13 protein-coding genes, 2 tRNA genes and 1 pseudogene are annotated in these 15,533 nt (G+C 53.7%); 4 read left to right on the plus strand and 12 right to left on the minus strand.

Going from position 1 to position 15,533, the window contains the following annotated elements; all coding sequences use genetic code 11:
- Both WG891_RS04445 and WG891_RS04450 read right to left on the minus strand, forming a co-directional pair.
- Positions 1-1,669, minus strand: a 1,669-nt coding sequence (locus WG891_RS04445; protein ID WP_337265195.1) for a hypothetical protein, incomplete at its 3' end; no start/stop codon positions are given.
- The gene (locus WG891_RS04450) at positions 1,666-2,118 is read right to left on the minus strand and encodes a hypothetical protein (protein WP_337261679.1); all 453 of its coding nucleotides are present in this window, start codon (positions 2,116-2,118) and stop codon (positions 1,666-1,668) included. The genes WG891_RS04450 and WG891_RS04445, both read right to left, overlap by 4 nt.
- 985 nt (positions 2,119-3,103) lie before the next feature.
- On the opposite strand from WG891_RS04450, the gene WG891_RS04455 reads away from it, so the two are divergent.
- Positions 3,104-3,179 (plus strand) — tRNA-Asn (locus WG891_RS04455).
- A gap of 195 nt (positions 3,180-3,374) precedes the next feature.
- Here WG891_RS04455 and alkB read toward each other — a convergent pair.
- The 10 genes from alkB to citC form a co-directional block, all read right to left on the minus strand.
- The gene (gene alkB, locus WG891_RS04460; RefSeq protein ID WP_337261828.1) at positions 3,375-4,022 is read right to left on the minus strand and encodes a DNA oxidative demethylase AlkB; all 648 of its coding nucleotides are present in this window, start codon (positions 4,020-4,022) and stop codon (positions 3,375-3,377) included.
- A gap of 86 nt (positions 4,023-4,108) precedes the next feature.
- A complete protein-coding gene (locus WG891_RS04465; RefSeq protein WP_337261829.1) occupies positions 4,109-4,804 on the minus strand; it encodes a 4'-phosphopantetheinyl transferase family protein in 696 nt (231 codons plus the stop codon).
- 97 nt (positions 4,805-4,901) lie between these two features.
- Positions 4,902-6,131 carry a bifunctional glucose-1-phosphatase/inositol phosphatase gene (agp, locus tag WG891_RS04470; RefSeq protein ID WP_337261680.1) on the minus strand — a complete coding sequence of 410 codons (1,230 nt, stop codon included), beginning with the start codon at positions 6,129-6,131 and terminating at the stop codon, positions 4,902-4,904.
- A gap of 143 nt (positions 6,132-6,274) precedes the next feature.
- On the minus strand, positions 6,275-7,738 hold the full coding sequence (locus tag WG891_RS04475; RefSeq protein WP_337261681.1) for an anion permease: 1,464 nt from the start codon (positions 7,736-7,738) through the stop codon (positions 6,275-6,277).
- A 31-nt stretch (positions 7,739-7,769) separates the two neighbouring features.
- Positions 7,770-8,663, minus strand: coding sequence for a triphosphoribosyl-dephospho-CoA synthase CitG (gene citG / locus WG891_RS04480; RefSeq protein ID WP_337261682.1), 894 nt, complete (start codon positions 8,661-8,663; stop codon positions 7,770-7,772).
- A complete protein-coding gene (citX, locus tag WG891_RS04485) occupies positions 8,644-9,189 on the minus strand; it encodes a citrate lyase holo-[acyl-carrier protein] synthase (protein WP_337261683.1) in 546 nt (181 codons plus the stop codon). Before citX ends, citG begins: the two co-directional genes overlap by 20 nt.
- Positions 9,190-9,193: 4 nt before the next feature.
- The gene (gene citF / locus WG891_RS04490) at positions 9,194-10,699 is read right to left on the minus strand and encodes a citrate lyase subunit alpha (RefSeq protein ID WP_337261684.1); all 1,506 of its coding nucleotides are present in this window, start codon (positions 10,697-10,699) and stop codon (positions 9,194-9,196) included.
- Positions 10,699-11,616: a citrate (pro-3S)-lyase subunit beta gene (gene citE / locus WG891_RS04495; protein ID WP_337261685.1), complete on the minus strand. Its 918-nt coding sequence runs from the start codon at positions 11,614-11,616 to the stop codon at positions 10,699-10,701. Before citE ends, citF begins: the two co-directional genes overlap by 1 nt.
- Complete coding sequence (gene citD / locus WG891_RS04500; protein WP_337261686.1) at positions 11,600-11,908, minus strand: citrate lyase acyl carrier protein; 309 nt, start codon at positions 11,906-11,908, stop codon at positions 11,600-11,602. Before citD ends, citE begins: the two co-directional genes overlap by 17 nt.
- Positions 11,908-12,978 carry a [citrate (pro-3S)-lyase] ligase gene (gene citC / locus WG891_RS04505; protein WP_337261687.1) on the minus strand — a complete coding sequence of 357 codons (1,071 nt, stop codon included), beginning with the start codon at positions 12,976-12,978 and terminating at the stop codon, positions 11,908-11,910. Before citC ends, citD begins: the two co-directional genes overlap by 1 nt.
- A 321-nt stretch (positions 12,979-13,299) precedes the next feature.
- Here citC and dpiA point away from each other — a divergent pair, with 321 nt between their 5' ends.
- The 3 genes and pseudogenes from dpiA to WG891_RS04520 form a co-directional block, all read left to right on the plus strand.
- On the plus strand, positions 13,300-13,986 hold the full coding sequence (dpiA, locus tag WG891_RS04510; protein ID WP_337261688.1) for a two-component response regulator DpiA: 687 nt from the start codon (positions 13,300-13,302) through the stop codon (positions 13,984-13,986).
- 187 nt (positions 13,987-14,173) lie between these two features.
- Positions 14,174-14,249 (plus strand) — tRNA-Asn (locus WG891_RS04515).
- A 402-nt stretch (positions 14,250-14,651) separates the two neighbouring features.
- A pseudogene (locus tag WG891_RS04520) lies at positions 14,652-15,118 on the plus strand (IS66 family transposase zinc-finger binding domain-containing protein); the annotation flags it as partial.
- Positions 15,119-15,533 lie beyond the last annotated feature (415 nt).

A 15,533-nucleotide genomic window follows, 5' to 3' on the forward strand; every position in this document is an offset into this window, starting at 1 on the left:
CCTGTTGCCCCCGTTGCAGTTGCTTCACCTGCTGGCTTTTCTGCTCATTATCCTTGGTCTGCGCCACGAGTTGCTCTTGCAACTTGGCACTGGCCTGTTGATTTTCCTGCACGGTTTGCTGCAGCTGTTTCAACTGTTGCGCTTTCTGCTCGCTATCTTTGGTCTGCGCCGCAAGCTGCTCTTGCAGCTTGGCCACTTCCTGTTGCCCCCGTTGCAGTTGCTTCACCTGCTGGCTTTTCTGCTCATTATCCTTGGTCTGCGCCACGAGTTGCTCTTGCAACTTGGCACTGGCCTGTTGATTTTCCTGCAGAGTTTGCTGCAACTGCTTCAGTTGCTGTGCCTTCAGTTCGCTATCTTTGGTTTGTGCAGCAAACTGTTCCTGCAGCTTGATCAGAGCCTGTTGTCCCTGTTGCAGTTGTTTCACCTGCTGGGCTTTCAGCTCATTATCTTTAGCTTGCGCGGTGAGTTGCTCTTGCAACTTAGCCAACGCCTGCTGATTTTTCTGCTCACTCTCTTTGGCTTTCGCGACCAGGGTTTCCTGCAGCTTGCTATTAGCTTGTTGACTTTCCTGCAGTGTCTGTTGCAATTGTTTGATCTGCAGCGTTTTCTGCTCGCTGTCTTTGGATTGCATCGTAAGCTGTTCTTGCAACTTGGCCAGCGATTGCTGATTCTGCTGCAGTTGCTTCACCTGCTGAGTTTTCTGCTCGTTATCTTTGGTTTGCGTAGCCAACTGCTCTTGCAGTTTCGTACTGGCCTGCTGTTTTTCCAACAATGTTTGCTGCAACTGCTTCAACTGTTGCGTTTTTTGCTCGCTGTCTTTGGATTGCGCCGTCAGTTGCTCTTGCAATTTGGCTAGCGCCTGCTGGTTCTGCTGCAGTTGCTTCACCTGCTGAGTTTTCTGCTCGTTATCTTTATTTTGCGCCGTCAGTTGTTCCTGCAGCTTGACACTCGCCTGCTGTTTTTCTTGCAACGTTTGCTGCAGCTGTTTTAACTGTTGTGCCTTCTGCTCGCTATCTTTGGTTTGTGCCAGCAATTGCTCCTGCAATTTGGTCAGCGACTGTTGGCCCTGTTGCAGCTGTTTAACCTGTTGGCTTTTTTGTTCATTCTCTTTAATTTGTAAAGCCAACTGTTCCTGCAACTTAGCAATCGTCTGCTGATTTTGCTGCAGTTGCTTTATTTGCTGCGTTTTTTGTTCACTATCTTTGGTTTGCGCCGCGAGTTGCTGCTGTAACTGGGTATTTTCCTGTTGGCTCTGCTTTATCGCCTGCTTGAGTTGGGCGAGTTCTGCCGCAGACGCCTGTTGCTGAGACTGCGCATGGCGCAAATGCTCAAGGGCAGCTTCCTGCCCACTGACTTTGGCTTTTAACTGGTTGATGGTCGCCTGCAGCGCCTTCATTTCACGAATGCGCCCATTAGCGTTGTCACTTGACGGTTTTGTCAACACATTAGGCTTACTGGTATCTTTATCTCTCGTTCTCGCAGGTTCTGCTTTCTCAATCTGCGAAGGCGTCAGAAACAGCAGTGCCGGTGCTTCATCTACCTGGCGTGTAATAGTATCCAGTGAGCTCAGCGTATTGGCCTCAGAAGCGCCTGCTTCCTCTGCCTGCACTACCCCCAGCGGTAACGCCAGAGTGAGTAAGGCACTGCAATAGATCCTGCGCTTTATCATTTCACGCTTTCTCCTCGTTGGATCAAGGCCTGCAGGACGTCGTGTTCAATATCGGCACAAAGCTGGTTAGTCTTAAATTTATACAAGGCATCAAGGGTATCTTTAGTTGCCGCGTTCACATCACCCCGCACTGCGCTATAAACGGAGGCATTGCTCACCAAGCGATCAAACTGGGCTTTCTTGACTGCGTAGGTTCTTGGGCTCACCTGTTTCAGTGAAACCAGTTCACTTTGGCACAAGCTAATCTTGTTTGTTTTGGCTTCAGGCGGTGCTGGCGGCGGTGACACACTAATCTGCCGTGGGGGAGCCTGGACGTTAGTCGTCAGCGGTTTGCTCTGTGGTTGGTTCTGCGGCATCGTTTTTTTTGCCTGATTATTCTGGCATCCTGCCAGCAACAGACCACTGCACAACAACACACCGAAACAGAGGCTCTTTTGGCTGCTTATCATCAAAAATTCCTTTCAAAAATTCCGTTATTTGTATGCCGAAGCAGACACTACCGGATGTGACCAGATGAATATGCTATAAATTTTCAGCACCGATGATGGTGAAGACATTGGGCGGCGATCACGCTTTTGGATACATTCCCTGACATGCTACTCGGAATGCTTATCGCTCAGTATGGGTCGTATTTCTGCTCTGTGTGTTACAGCTCATTGACCCAATGGATGAATCATCCAATCCCTGCCGATGCCACCAATGATTACCCGGCATGACAACAAAAATCGTCCAAACATCGGTTTAACAGCATACAACGGTTAGAAGAGCGAAATAATACTGATATTTTTGATATCCAGCAACTATCCGGAGGGAGTTACCCTCTGAAATGACGTATAAAAAGCGGCACTTTCTCTTGACAGGAAATGGATATTAAAAAACCAAAGCAAACTGCTTCAATCATTCCTGAATGCTGTCAACAGATTGCCCTTAAGACAACAGCCAGAGCAAATTTTCTGGCAGCTATTTACTTCACCATTAATTGCATCAATAGTGATTTATTCTAGAAAAAACAAGCATTCCATATGACTACGCTCGACTTAACCAAGGAGTCTCTGGATGTTATCTGCGATCATATGAGAGCCAACTCCATCAACAAGTTGATTATATTTGGCTTATTTCATTTCATTAACGATAAACACCAAAAATATATAGATTAATCCTAGATAAAAACCTGAAATAATCTAACGCAAGGCTCCCAACCTTCCCAAGGTAATTTTCTTTATGCCCTGCGGCCCATTACTCCAGCGATACTCCACCTTATGTATAAACGACAGATCTCTACAGGTTTGCATGAACAAAATCAGGGCACAGCATGAGTCTAACCTGCTATAAAACAAAACGATTTGCTCATTACATCAGCAAACGAAATATTTATGCATTTTCATGCTTTACAAGGCCTATGGGCATCGCTATCATTCGCCCCGTTCACACGATTCCTCTGTAGTTCAGTCGGTAGAACGGCGGACTGTTAATCCGTATGTCACTGGTTCGAGTCCAGTCAGAGGAGCCAAATTTAACGCCATGGATTTCTTGCGAAGTCCGTGGCGTTTTTCATTTCAGGGTAACCGGGTATCGAAACTGGGAGACCTGGCGCTATGACCCGCAGTTAAGCTCATTGGCAGGTTATTGATCTGTTTTTGGTAGCTATCAAACAGCCTATTCTTTTCAGTTAAGCCACCGGTGCGGTGTTGCTAAAACACCGCCGTTATCGCGCCTTACGCAGAGTGATATTGATGCGGTGGGAGCCCACCAGCGAATGAAAACCCTCTTTCACCGGCATAACACCGTGGAAACACAGGCGCGATGGGCCGCCCCAGACCACCACATCACCGTGCGCTAATGGAATGCGCTGCGTTCTGTCACTGCGCTGCAAACCACCGAACTGAAAAATGGCCGGTAGCCCCAGTGATACCGAAACGATCGGTGCACTGAAATCATGCTCGTCCTTATCCTGATGCAGCGAGAGCTTGCTGCCCGGATCGTAACGGTTGATCAGGCAGGCATCCGGCACAAAATGACCAAATCCCGCCCGTTGCGCAGCCTCGGCGGCCAGCGCCATCAGGATATCCGGGATAACCGGCCAGCGCTTGCCGCTACCGGGATCGCGCGCAGAATAGCGGTACCCCTGGCTGTCGCTGGTCCAACCGTTGCCACACCAACTCATCGCCACCGACATGGTAAAACCGCCCGGCGTCGTCAAATGCCGCCATGGCACCTGCGCCACAACAGCATTGACCGCAGCCAGCAATTCCGGGCCATGATCGCGCACAAAGCCATGCAGCACTACTGCCCCTGGCGCAATTTCTTCACACCAGGGGGGCGGTAAAGCCTCTTCAAACAAATCGAGCGTCATCATTAAAGCCTGTATAAATACACAGTCATAATTTTAACCGCTCAGCGCCATTTGTCCAGCCGCTCACCCTTAGCTCGATTAATGATTTAGCAATGAATCAATGTGGTTACGTTGTCACCTTGCAGTAAAAAATGCCCAGAAAACCGGCGGCCAGCATGACATTGTGGCGTCAGTGTTTTCAGCAGCTCCAGTTCAAAAGTCTGCTGCTGCATATCCAGTTGGGTGAAACGCGCATCAAGAAAATCAAAATAGCAGCGCACCTGCGGATAGAGCGCCTTGAACAAACTTTCTTTGGCGGAAAACACCAGCGTCAGCAGTTGCTCGAAGGCTTGTGGCTGTTGGCGTAACCATTCGTGTTCCTGCACGCTGACGATCCCGCTCCAGAGCTCTTCGGCTCGTTTGGCAGGCATCTGTGTTTCCACGTCGATGCCAACGCCGCCCAGGCCGTTTTCATGGTGGGCAGCGCACAGTGCCGTATCCACATTGTGGCTGATCGCCCCGGCAATACCCTGTGGCCACAGCGGGGCACGATCCTCGCCGCGCCGCAGCGTAAAGTCGCGGTACCCTAGTTTTGCCAGCGCATGGCGCGCCAAATAGCGCCCGGCCAGATATTCTGCCCGGCGCTTTGCCACGGCGGCGTTTAAATGTTCAGGAAAGTCAAACCCGGCCAACGGGAACATATCATCGCAATAGGCAGCAACAGAAAAACGGCAGCGGGCGATCGGCCCTGAGTAATCGGCGATAGTTAAAAATTCAACGTGGGTGATAAAAGAAGAGAGCACGTGTCGTCCGCGGTAAGGGTACAGATAGCGCAGTTTAACCTTACGTTGCGCTGGTACCAATAGTTTCCTCTCCCCGCAAAGGGAGAGGAAACCGGGGTTACAGTATCCCCTTCATGGCTTTTTCAAAATCGCTCCAGGCACAGAACCCTTGCTGATCCACCGGGCAGCCTTCCAGCGCTAAAGTGACACGCTGCGGCGGGTTTTGCAGCGTCAGCGGTTGTGCGGTGCGTAGCTGTTCGGTCGACTGATAAACGTATTCAATCTTCAGCAGATCGCGATTACCCTTGGCGTCGTGCCAGCGTTGAAACACCAGTTTGCCGCCAATCGGCGTTTTCTCGTATTGGTGTGGCAATTGATAAGGCTTGAATTGCATGGCAGAAAGCAAAGAAGCAATGTTGGAATCATGCCCCACCAGCACGGTAAGCTTTGGTGAATCCGCTTTGCGTTCGCTGATCAACGCCGAATTAATGTAGGTCAGCAACGGTTTCGCCACGTTCTGCGCGACTATCGTCGAGGTAAAAAGCGAATCCTGGTAACCATCTTTCAGCTTGGCCAGTTGCTGCCATTGGTGCGGCGTAACGATCTTGCCCCAAGCCACCTCTTTCATCGGGAAGCCTTCGTAATATTGCAGCATAAAGGCATCCACCAGCGAGTTACCCACCTTCAATGGGCCGGAAACACCGGGTTCTTTTCCCGGCACTGCGCTCATTTTGTTCGGTTCGGTGGTCAGATCGCACTGCTTGTCAGTCTTACAGGCTGCAGAATCTTTGTAATCAATAATCTGCGCCAGTTGCTGGTAGGAAGCATCCAGCTTAAGTGAAGCCAGCTCGGCATTCATCGCGCTCAACGCCTGCTGGTTAAACGCCTCGCTCTTATCGGTGATGATCGGGTTAAACGTTGGATCCATTTCCCCCATTTTGTCCTGATGGTGCACGCTGATATCACAACCGGGAAACGCACCGCTGGTAAAAAACTGGGCGGTCGCCACGGTGCGCTGCAGGCTGTTGGCATAGACATATACACTGCCGTCGGCCGGGCAGCCTTCTTGCGGCAACACCCCATTCTGCTTCAGCCAGGCATTGAAGTAATGCCCCATGTACACTTCCAGCACGCCACCTTTGGTGGTCAGCAATCCGCCCGGAGTATCCCACTGTGGCCAGGCCTTCGGCGTTGATTGCGCCAATACGCTACCGTTATTCGCCAAGGGTGCCCGCAGGTTATGGCGGCTCATCACCAACACCTGTTGCAGTTGGTAATCCTGGGTTTCAGCGATCGCAATTCCGCTACACAGCAGGGGTAAGCACAATAACAACGTAGATTTTTTCATCCGCAGAGGCTCCTGAAAAATGATTATTTTTAATAGGTTAACGCTCAATGAGCTATGATGGCGGGGTTAGGAATGAAAGTATGTGAGGAGTGTCACGGGGAGGGACTCCAACGGCGGCCACCTGACGATGGCCGCTGGTTGGTTTAATACCACAGGCTAAGGATCGGCCAGCCGATCAACAGCAGCGCTGAAATGTATACCACACCCAGGATCCCCCCCAAACGCCAATAGTCTTTGGATTTGACATAGCCGCAGCCATAGATGATCACCCCAGGCCCGGTAGCATAAGGGGTCAGCACGCCCATGATGCCGATCGACAACACCAGCAGGATGGAAAGATGCTCCATCGGCACGCCCGGCAGGCCTTTACCCACGGCCAGGATCACCGGCAGCATGGTGGCAGTATGCGCCGACAGGCTGGCAAACAGATAGTGGGCAAAGTAGAACACCAGCACCAGCGCAACCACCGTCATTTTCGGTGAGAAGCCATCCAAATGGGTGCTCATGGTAGTGGCAAACCAGTCGATAAACCCGGAGCGGGTCAGGCCGCTGGCCATCACCACCAATGTGGCCAGGTTGACCAGCGTGTTCCAGGCGCTGGAATACTTGGTGATATCTTTCCAGCTCACCACGTGCAGCGCCAGCATCAGCGAGACCGCCAGCAAACACACCGCAGTGGCATCCAGTATTTTGTCTGCAAATACCCACAGGCTAAGACTCAGCAGCACCAGGCCAATCAGGGTATATTCCTTACGGCTCAGCTTGCCCATTTCCCCCAGTGCCGTATTCGCCCAGTTCGCCACTTCGCTGCTGTGGGTAATGCCCGGCTTGTAGAGGTAGTAGGAGATCAGCGGCGCGATAATCAGCAGCAACAGGCCGACCGGCAGGAAGGCCAGGAACCATTGCATCCAACTGATGTTCACCCCGGCAATTTTGCTGACAAACTCAATCCCCAGCACGTTTGGCGCAGCACCAGTGACGAACATGGAGGAGCTGATACTGGTCCCCACCACCATCATCCACATCAGATACCCACCAATACGGCGCGAGGAGGGATCGTTCGGGAATGAATCAAACAGCGGCGGCAGGTTTTTCACCACCGGGAATACCGTGCCACCGGTACGCGCGGTGTTTGACGGGGTAAAGGGAGCCAGCAGGATGTCGATGATCACCACCGCATAACCCAGCGTCAGGGTACGTTTACCCATAAACTTCACCAGAAACAACGCGATGCGCCGCCCCAACCCGGTAGCCTCGTAACCTAAGGCAAAAATAAAGGCGCCAAATACCAGCCAGACGGTGGTGCTGGAGAAACCCGCCAGCCCCCATTTCAGCGCCTCTTTCCCTGCCTTGAAGGTCGGATCGGCCAGTTCCTGGGCACCAAACAGCACCCAGTTGGAGCTAAGAACGCTCACGGTCATGGCAATAAAGCTGATCGCCGTCGCGGGGATCGGCTCCAGGATCATCCCGACAATCATCGCCACAAAGATGGCGAAATAGCGCCAAGCCTGTGGCGGCATGCCGTCCGGGGTGGGGATCAATAGCAGAATGGCAAGCACCGCTAAGGGCACGATGGCTTTCCATATTTTCTCTTGCGTTTCGGACATGGACACTTCTCCTGAAGGTATTGTTATTTTTTTAAGCATCGGCTTGCGGCAACTGCGCCAACAGCCAGGTGACAATCAACAGATCGGCGCTGCCGCCAGGGCTGAGGTTGCGGGCAATGCAAGCGGCATCAAACTGCCGCAAACGGGCAACGCCCTGTGGGGCACCTGCGCCACCGAGATTCAATAATTGACGGGAATAGTGTTGTAACCAGCGCAGCCCGGCGATGCCGCCCCGTGAGGCAACGTTGGTGTCGCCGTTGTGCGCCATCAGCCAGAGCAGGCTGTCCATCAGTGCGATCTGTTCACTGCAACCGCAGCCGATCCTTTGGCGAAACAGCGGTAAAGCGCCCTGCGCTACCGTTTGAAAACCCGACTCGGCCTCACCGCGCGCGCCAAGCAGACCGAGTTCGCTAAATAGCCGCTGCCCGGCGGTTTGCTGCCTGTTGTGCTGCTGCAGTTCACGCGCAACCAGCCCACAACAGATGGCGGCCACTTCGCCACACAGGCTTTCTGGCGTGATTTGCCGTTGTTGCTGGTGCAAGCGGCCAAAGGCGGCACACAGCAATCCCAGAGAAAACACGCTGCCTTTATGGGTGTTAACACCGCCGGTTGCACGGAACATCTGCTGCTCACAGGCCATGCCGAGCGGGCGCAGACGGGCCAGCTGCTGCCGCGCAGGCAACCCTGCGTCGGCTATGCCCTGCTGGATGAAGCGCGGCAGCCAGACGCCTATCGCCCGTGCGCTGCGATAAAAGTGCCCCAGATTCATGTCGCGGTGTGCCCCGTTATTGTGGCGATCGACCAACCCCGGTTTGGGAGTGAGATTGACCTCCATCAGCAGCGCACGATAGGCATTGCGGGCAAACCATTGAACCGCCGTTGGTGCCGCGCTCACTACGCGTGCCTTAGGATAAGAGCGCAGCATTCAGCCTCCTTTCCATTTCATCCAGCAGTTGTTCAGTGCTGTGGCTGCGCTGGCGGGCGCAGAGTTTGGCGGGCTGGGCACACAGCAGGCAACGGCGCTCGGGCTGGCCGATGTCGCGCCGCGACAAAATATGCCCTTGCGGAGCCAGTACATCGATATCCCACAAGCGGCCGATCGGTTGCTGAACCTCCAACTGCACTGCCGCTTCTTTCACCGTTTGGGCATCGGCCTGCAGTGCCAGATAACCTTCACAACCGGTGGGCAGCGCCAATGCCTCGGCTTGCAGACATAGCCAGCCCTGCTGATGAGACAGTTGCCGCAACGCCTGCCAACCCAGGTTGAAAATACGCCGCGTCAACGGGCTGTCTTTCACTGCACCCGGAGCCACCAAGGTAAACACTAAAAGTGTGGAGTGATGGCGCGCCAGCCACGCCTGTTGCCGTGCCTGCCGGCATTCACGGCTGGAAAGCAGTTCCGGCAAACTGACGGCGCGGCTGGCGGCCAATTCGGGGGCGATGCTCGACATAGCGTTACTCCGCGACCTGATGCACGACGTCAATCACCGAGCCGTCGCGATAGCGCACTACGGCCACAACGTTGTCTGTAAAGGCGATCGGCTGCGGTTCGCCGGTCAGTAAGCGCGCACGTTCACGCAGCCACTGAATGCTGACCACCTCCAATCCGGCCTCGCGCAGCCGCTGCGCCAACTCAGGGCGCGCCGGATTGACGGCAATACCGTGATCGGTAACCAGAATATCGATACTGGATCCAGGGGTAACACAGGTGGTGACCTGCTCCACCAGCGTCGGGATGCGCCCGCGCACCAGAGGAGCCACAATGATCGCCAACCGGGCAGCGGCAGCGGTATCGCAGTGGCCACCGGAAGCACCACGGATCACACCGTCTGAACCGGTCAGCACGTTGATGTTAAAACCGCTATCAACCTCCAATGCACTCAGCACCACCACATCCAGGCGATCGACCGACGCTCCTTTGGAGCTGAAATTGGCATATTGATTAGCACTGATTTCAATATGATTTGTGTTACGTGCCAGCGACATCGCCGCCGCACGATCAAAGCTCTGCACATCCAGCAGTTTGCCGATCAGCCCTTTTTCATGCAGATCCACCATGGTGGAGGTGATCCCGCCAAGCGCAAACCCTGCGCGCACGCCGCGAGCGCGCATTTTGTCTTCCAGAAAACGCGTCACCGCCAGCGAAGCACCGCCGGTGCCGGTTTGCAGCGAGAAACCGTCAACAAAGTAACCAGAACCGACGATCACCTCCGCCGCACGGCGGGCAATCAGCAGTTCGCGCGGATTGGAGGTCATGCGCGTAGCATCGGCACCGATCTTGTCGGCATCCCCTACCCGTTCCAGTTGTACGATCAGATCCACCTGATCCTGTGCCAGGCTGGCCGGATGGTGCGGATAAGGCACGATCGCCTCGGTCAGCAGCACCACATTGCGCGCCGTTGCCGCATCAACCTTGGCATAGCCGAGGGAACCGCAGCAGGCCTCGCCGCTAAAGCCGTTAGCATTACCGAACTCATCGCAGGCAGGCACGCCAAGGAAGGCGACGTCGATCTGCAACTCACCCGACTCAATCAGATTCACTCGGCCACCGTGCGAATGAATCTGCACCGGCTGTTTCAACAGGCCGCGCGAGATGGCATCGGCCAAGGGCCCGCGCAGGCCGGAGGTATAAATGCGGTTCACCACCCCGTGGCGGATATGCTCCACCAGCGGTGCGTGGCAGTCGGTCAACGAACTGGAGGCCAGCGTCAGGCTACGGAACCCCATCGCCGCCAAGGCATCCATCACCTGGTTCAGCGCCAGATCGCCACCGCGGAACGCGTGGTGGAAAGAGATAGTCATGCCGTCCTGCAAGCCGCTGCGACGGATCGCCTCCTGTAGCGAATCACAGCGTTTGATATCGCGCGGTTTGCGCGCCAGTTGATTGGCCTTCGAGGCTTCCTGGTAAAACCGCAGGTCGGCATGATTATTCAAGGTCATCAGGCGTTGTTGACGTTTCATCATGCTTCCTCGCTCTGGTGCGGTTCTTCGCGCAGGCCGGAAAGCGCTACGCGTTGTAATACCAGACGCGCCCGCTCAATCACCGGGCCGTCGACCATCTTGCCGTTCAGCGATACCACACCGCGCCCCTCTTTTTCTGCCGCTTGCGCGGCCTCGACCACCCGTTGGGCATGTGCCACTTCTTTGGCGGTAGGCGCATACAGGTTGTGCAGCAGCTCGATCTGGCGCGGGTTGATGAGCGATTTGCCATCAAAGCCGAGCTGTTTGATCAATGCCGCTTCCGCTAAGAAACCCGCTTCGTTATTGGCATCGGAATAGACGGTATCGAACGCCTGAATACCGGCAGCGCGGGCGGCCTGCAGCAATGAGCAGCGGGCAAACAGCAGTTCGATCCCTTGCGGCGAGCGTTCGGTGCGCAGGTTGCGCACATAGTCTTCCGCTCCCAATGCGATGCCGATCAGGCGCGGCGAAGCCTGAGCGATCGCCACCGCGTTGGTGATGCCTTGCGCAGACTCGATCGCCGCCAACAGGCCAGTGCTGCCCACCGGGCGGCCACAGGCATGTTCAATCGCGGTAATTTCCCGATCCATATCCACTACGTCCTGCGCGCTATCGGTTTTCGGCAAGCGGACGATATCCGCCCCGCCGCGTACCACCGCCTGCAAATCCGCCAGGCCATAAGCCGAATCCAGCGCGTTAACCCGCACGATGGTTTCCACTTCCTGATACAGCGGGTGCTGCAACGCGTGGTAGACCAGGCGGCGCGCCGCGTCTTTTTCACGCAGGATCACCGAGTCCTCCAAATCGAACATCAAGGCATCGGCCTGATAGATAAAGGCATTGCTGACCATTGCCGCATTGGCACCGGGTACAAACAGCATGCTGCGGCGCAGGCGATGTTTATTTAACGTTTTCACGGCGTTCCTCCCACGGCAGCACGGCGCCTTCACTGGCACGCATCAGCGCGGTTTCCAGCCGGGCGCGCAGTACGCAATCCAGCGCCCCTTTATCGTCGACAATCACCTGCACCGGCGGCACGCCATAGTGCTCCAGCACCTGTAACAAGGTGCTGCGGATGGCTGCGCCGAACTGTTTTTCCACGCTGCTGGCGATCAGCAAATCGTGTTCCGGCCCTTCTGCGGGTGCGATGCGCACCATGACATCACTGGACTCCAGCGTGCCAGCCATTGCTTCTCGGACTATTTTCATCATTCACCTGATTGTGCGGACTCAAATTCTTGCCGGGCTGCCTTCACCCGACGTTGCGCCAACAGGCGCTGCAGATAACGCTCCGTGGCTTCTGGCACCAAGGGCTTGATGGCGGCGAGCTCTCCGGCGATCAGCAGTTTGCGCACCCAAGAGGCTGAAATCGCCGTGCCCTGGTGCTGCAAGCGCTCGATCTCCACCAGTTCGATAGGCGGGCTTGGCAACGCTGGCGTTTCCAGCCAATAACGCATGTCGCGGTTATATTTTGCGGTCACTTCACAAAAGGGTTCATTACCGACAAATCGTTGAGTAATCCCTAGCGCAGGTGCCAGATATTGACGGAAAATCTTCAGATCGATTTCGGTGTAACAGTCGTCGGCAATTCCCTGATCTTTAATGAAGTAACAAGGGAAAGTGGCACGGGAGATAATGTATTGAGAGCCTTCATGTACCGTCAGATTGGCAACGCCCGCAGTGCCTTGCAGCACCAGTTCACGACGATCCTGATAGGGGAAACGCGAGGTATCTTCCTTCACCAGAAACAGGTGCAGCCAATCGCATTGGGCAGCCGCCTGTTGCACCAGATACTGATGCCCACGGGTGAACGGGTTGGCATTCATCACAATGCTGCCAATCTTTTTCCCAGGGCGGCGCTGGCTGGCAAGTTGTGTAGCGTAACGCTTCAGGCGGCAAGGGCTGTTTTCCATCAGCACCACAATCCCCGGCACGTTAGCGATGGGATAAAAACCACATTGGCGAAACAGTGGCTCATTCTGCACTTTGGTATAAATAAACAGCTGAGTGTGATGGCGTTCATAGGCCAGGTTTACCAGCTCAGTGGCCAGCGACAGTGCCAGACCTTCACCGCGCATCTGCGAGCTGATAGCAACGCACTTGATAATATTTCCAGCGATACCGCCGCAGGCAACTAATTTATCACCTTGCGTCACAGTAATAAAAACCTCGACTGTCGCATCAATATTCAGATCGTTACTTCGTAAGAAAGCGTTAATTGCCGAGATATTTTTGTGATCTGATCTTTTTACTCGATTAAATATGGTATCGCCCAACATATCAGTCTCTCTAAGACAACTTATTAATAACAATTAAAATACAAGAAACCCATTTACTTAACATCAAGCGAAAAATTCAAAACCTTATAAAACATAAAGTTAAATTTAAAATATCAACAGGCGCGTATTTAATGGCATTATGCTAAACAGAAAGATGGCCCTGATTATTGACCTATTTCACACTCTCCATTCAGTTAATAAGTTATTTAATGGTTTTTATTTACTTAATTATTTTTATCGTGTTTATTAACCCGCAGGGTTTAATTAAATACTCATCTGGATTACAGTTAATTCGTATAATAATCCGTAGCGGGGGATAAAATGGAATGGCTTAATATCCTGATTGTTGAAGATGAAACGCCGCTGGCAGAAATGCATGCGGAATTTATCAAACAGAATGGCGGCTGCCGGCAGATTTGGCTGGCAGGCACGCTTGCACAGGCACGCATGATGACGGAGCGTTTCAAGCCCGACCTGATCCTATTGGACAACTTCCTGCCCGACGGCCAGGGTATCGAGCTGCTGCACGAACTGACGCTCAGCGGCTATGGCGGTGGGATTGTTTTCATCACCGCGGCCAGCGATATGGACACCGTCGCCGAAGCTCTGCGTTACGGCGTGTTCGATTATCTGATCAAACCCTTAGCCTATGATCGGCTGGCGCAGACCCTGCAACGCTACAGTCAACGGCGTCAGGCGCTGAAGGATAAAGCCCGGGTTAACCAGCGGCGCATTGACGAGATGTTCAACACTTATGCGCGCGGCGGTGAACAAGCCGCCCTGCCCGCCGGTATTGATGAGTTAACGCTGATCAAGATACGCGCGCTGTTCGAAGACCCCGAGATCCGCCATACGGCAGAAAGCGTGGCGCAGCAAATTGGCCTGAGCCGCACCACCGCACGGCGCTACCTGGAGTTTTTCGCCGCCAATAACCGCCTGGTTGCCGAGATCATTTATGGCAAGGTCGGCCGCCCACAGCGAATTTACCGTTCTGCCGGCAGCGGCTGACGGCAGGCAAAATGCCTACCGATAACGCCAGCGCCCCAGATTGGCGGCGTGCAAAACGTGCGGCGATCGGCTAAATCTGCTAAAACCTCAACACGTTGCGTATTCTGTAAGCAAACGGTCGCAGAATGTGTAATACGCCTTTGACTTCCCTCGGCCCCCCCGTTATGATTCTGCTCGTTCACACGATTCCTCTGTAGTTCAGTCGGTAGAACGGCGGACTGTTAATCCGTATGTCACTGGTTCGAGTCCAGTCAGAGGAGCCAAATTAGAGATGCCCGCTTAAGCAAACTTAAGCGGGCATTTTGCTTTTAAGCGGTGCTTCAGCAACTCACACTCCCCCCGTTCAATCCTGGAATGCGCCCGCGGTGTTACATATCCCGACTTGATGTTTGAAATCGTCCGGTAATGGGGGCATTAAGTCGCTGCTTTAACCACCCCCATTCTGCTTATTTATGCAGTAGGCTAGTTAGACATTCTCGAGAAATGTTCGTGGGTCATTAGCAGTTTTCCGCGCATGGGACCAGTGACAGTGTCTGCAGGCATGGTGATCCCTCTCAAGAACAGTGACACGAACAGGGTCTGGGATTTTTCGGTCGTGGCTCTCTGCCTGTCGATCTTCTTCAAGTAAATAGGAACCCACTTCCAACTCTGGTCTACCAGAATTCTTGGTGGCTACCCGTTCAGAAAAGCTGCGCCGACAGGTTGAAGACGCAGAAGCCCTGCTGAAACAGCAGGAGCAGCAAAGCGATCGTTACAACGGTCGGGATAACGATCCGCAGGTTCCGCGCCAGCTTCGCCAGTCCCGCCACCGCCGTCCTCTCCCGGAACATCTTCCCCGCGAAATAAACAGGCTGGAGCCAGTCGAAACCTGCTGTCCTGGTTGCGGTAGTGATATGGCCTACCTCAGTGAAGTCAGCGCGGAACAACTGGAACTGGTCTCCAGCGCTCTGAAAGTGATCCGCACGGTCAGGGTGAAAAAGGCCTGCACCCGATGCGACTGCATCGTTGAAGCGCCTGCGCCATCACGCCCCATCGATCGGGGTATCGCCGGGCCGGGTCTGCTGGCCCGCGTGTTAACGGCCAAATACTGCGAACACTTGCCGCTTATCGGCAGTACGAAATCTTTGCCCGTCACACAAGGCCGACCAGTGCAGATAACAGCTAACCTCATGTCTGAAGCTATTGCAAAGGCTAAATTAAGTCCATGGCCTTAAGAACTAACGATCCAAAGTGAAAGCTGCCTATCACAATAAATACATTACAAACAACGAGGTATCTTTCTCTATCAAGCAGGTCAGAATTTAAAGCAGTTAACCATCACATTCAGTTGGGAAACTTTTGCTATCTATCGTTCCAGTTCGATGACTGCCAATCGGAGATGATGCTCAATAAAGTGTGTCTTATTAGCGCTATAGCGATGAATGTCGTTTTCACTTGCTAACGCCACAGCACATTTTATTTCGGCATACTGTTTTGTCACTTTATATTTTTTATCAAATAGTTGGAATTATTAAAACACATCGTTCCAAACTGACCAACAACCAGTG

Origin of the sequence: Serratia sp. MMO-28, from assembly GCF_037199905.1 — a bacterium.
Classification (GTDB): domain Bacteria; phylum Pseudomonadota; class Gammaproteobacteria; order Enterobacterales; family Enterobacteriaceae; genus Chania; species Chania oryzae.

Coding starts and splice junctions, on each gene's coding strand:
- alkB (WP_337261828.1), bottom strand. CDS start 4,022: ATGACGCTCGATTTGTTTGAAGAGGCTTTACCGCCCCCCTGGTGTGAA.
- citG (WP_337261682.1), bottom strand. CDS start 8,663: ATGCTGCGCTCTTATCCTAAGGCACGCGTAGTGAGCGCGGCACCAACG.
- WG891_RS04475 (WP_337261681.1), bottom strand. CDS start 7,738: ATGTCCGAAACGCAAGAGAAAATATGGAAAGCCATCGTGCCCTTAGCG.
- WG891_RS04450 (WP_337261679.1), bottom strand. CDS start 2,118: ATGATAAGCAGCCAAAAGAGCCTCTGTTTCGGTGTGTTGTTGTGCAGT.
- citD (WP_337261686.1), bottom strand. CDS start 11,908: ATGAAAATAGTCCGAGAAGCAATGGCTGGCACGCTGGAGTCCAGTGAT.
- citF (WP_337261684.1), bottom strand. CDS start 10,699: ATGAAACGTCAACAACGCCTGATGACCTTGAATAATCATGCCGACCTG.
- dpiA (WP_337261688.1), top strand. CDS start 13,300: ATGGAATGGCTTAATATCCTGATTGTTGAAGATGAAACGCCGCTGGCA.
- agp (WP_337261680.1), bottom strand. CDS start 6,131: ATGAAAAAATCTACGTTGTTATTGTGCTTACCCCTGCTGTGTAGCGGA.
- citC (WP_337261687.1), bottom strand. CDS start 12,978: ATGTTGGGCGATACCATATTTAATCGAGTAAAAAGATCAGATCACAAA.
- citX (WP_337261683.1), bottom strand. CDS start 9,189: ATGTCGAGCATCGCCCCCGAATTGGCCGCCAGCCGCGCCGTCAGTTTG.